The organism is Serratia sp. 14-2641, from assembly GCF_001692375.1.
GTDB classification, from domain to species: domain Bacteria; phylum Pseudomonadota; class Gammaproteobacteria; order Enterobacterales; family Enterobacteriaceae; genus Chania; species Chania fonticola_C.
The window spans coordinates 1-2,003 of sequence record NZ_LXKR01000084.1; the positions used below are offsets into that span (position 1 = coordinate 1).

The 2,003-nt window shown below is 38.5% G+C and carries 2 protein-coding genes; both read right to left on the minus strand.

Features of this window, described 5'->3' with window-relative positions:
- Window positions 1–1,474 precede the first annotated feature (1,474 nt).
- Window positions 1,475–1,711: a hypothetical protein gene (locus A6U95_RS25300; protein ID WP_059202189.1), complete on the minus strand. Its 237-nt coding sequence runs from the start codon at window positions 1,709–1,711 to the stop codon at window positions 1,475–1,477.
- 160 nt (window positions 1,712–1,871) lie between these two features.
- On the minus strand, window positions 1,872–2,003 hold a 132-nt coding region (locus tag A6U95_RS30920; protein WP_158006242.1), incomplete at its 5' end, for a serine hydrolase.

Consider the following 2,003-nt stretch of genomic DNA (forward strand, 5'->3'; position numbering starts at 1 on the left):
ATACCGGCCCCTATCATGGAGCCCACTACCAGTGCGGTGAGTGACCATAGGGACAGTTTATTCGTTGATGAGCTCGTCATGGTTTTCCTTACTGACACCGAGTCAATGAAGTGATGTGTTATGAAAGAGTATTATTATCAATACATAGGGCAACAAATTATAGACATAAATATGAGATTTACTTGGTCTGAAAATGATTTTTACAGAAGTTAACTTTAATACTTATGGATCTCAATCCAGTATTGAGCGAAATGTGAGCGTTTTGTTTTGATTTTACTTGTGATAGTCATTTTGATATTAAAAATATCCTCCTTTCTGGAGTTTATCTCGCATCAATCAAAGCAATGCAAAAAATCGCATAAGTTTTTTTTGTAGTTATAAATATCGAATTTGACAAGGTATTGATAAATAATATGGCTAACACTCGCTATATGCCGATTTATTGAGAGCCAAAATGTAATTGAGTTTAGTATAATCGTATTTCTTTTTTCGGCACTTGACGATAGCGGTTAGTTACCTATTAATTAGTCAGGAAGCTTTAATGTTATTGACAAGCATTACCATGATAACTTTGCAAACCATACAAAGTTAGTGAGTATTCTACGTGTTGCATTCAAAAAGGTATTGGCTGGTTTCTTGACTTCTCACAATGACGCTGTACCTTTCTCGCTTTGATAGGCTTTCAAGTAGCAGTAATATCTATAAAAAATACTGTATAGCGCGTATGTATATACATGTATCCAAAGAGGAATGTGCTTTTCCGGCAATGGCGTCGCCACAACGGCAACAAAATCAATGCAATGACTACGTCTGCCATGCAGTTCCTGATGCATGGGGTAAGACATAGTCATCGCATTGTTTCATCACTACAATGCATTTTTGTATAAAGTTTATATTTACATTTTATAAGTATAAATATATATTATCGTTATGTTGTTAAATTGTTTCCCTGGTGTTGGCCATTTGGCAGCCTCATTCTACATTCGGAGTGTGAGTGAGGTTTTTTTTACGCTATTTATAACATTTCCACTGTGATGGGTTCTAGATTGTAATGTTCTACTCTCCTTTCACGTTGGAGGACGCATTAACCTCTTTCAAGGCATATCTATACTAAATACGTCCTTCAGATGCGTTTAGGAAGATAGAGTCAATAATCATCCCTATTACATTAGTAGATAACTCATCACTCTGCCAAAAAATTAGGATTGTGTCATTCACCACTGCGCAGAGTGGGGACGTTTTTGTTTATAGGGGTTCAGGATTTTGACCAGTTACACATTGATGATTTTAGACAGTTTTGTCCTAGCCTACCGTTGAAAGCCTCGACAGTGGCGTTGTAGGCGAGGGGGGGGGAGGCCCTAAACAGGGCCAAGATCTGAGAGTGTATATCGTTTTTTGCTGATGGTAGGGGGTCACCTCACTGAGGTTAGCATCAAAAATGGAGTTTTGAAATGCAAGGTGTACACATACATTTCTACAGAATTTTGATGATCTTATACTTCTCCATCTCAAGCACGGCTACATTTATCGCTGGTGATTCTAGGGTGAATTTTTCAATTTGGTACCTTATTGCTTCAGCGGGCAATGTACTGGAGGGGAGAACGACTGAGAGTAAATGAAGAGAGAGTTCTGAACGTACCACTAGATGTTCAATGACCGCTTCCTGAATGGACAAGCGTCTGCGCAACTCATTAATGTCTCTGTCTGACATGGACTTTCCTTTTTATGAAAGTATTACCACTTTATCCTAGGGGGGAATTAACGTACACCCAAAATCATTGTATGCGCTCACGTTACAATGTGTTTTACTGCATCCCAATAAAACTGTTGTATAAGCCCATGGCAAGCAAGGTTGCCGCAGGCTTTTTATCTTACTGTAGCGATTCTAGAATTGCGTAGCTGGCTTTTATACGTTCCTGATTGGGATAGTTTTTGTTTGCTAACATCACTATGCCGATTTGTTTTTCAGGAATAAAGGCAACATAGGCACCAAAACCTTCGGT

What these genes read in the sequence shown, in the direction of transcription:
- A6U95_RS25300 (WP_059202189.1), bottom strand. Translation starts at nt 1,711, where the DNA reads ATGTCAGACAGAGACATTAATGAGTTGCGCAGACGCTTGTCCATTCAG.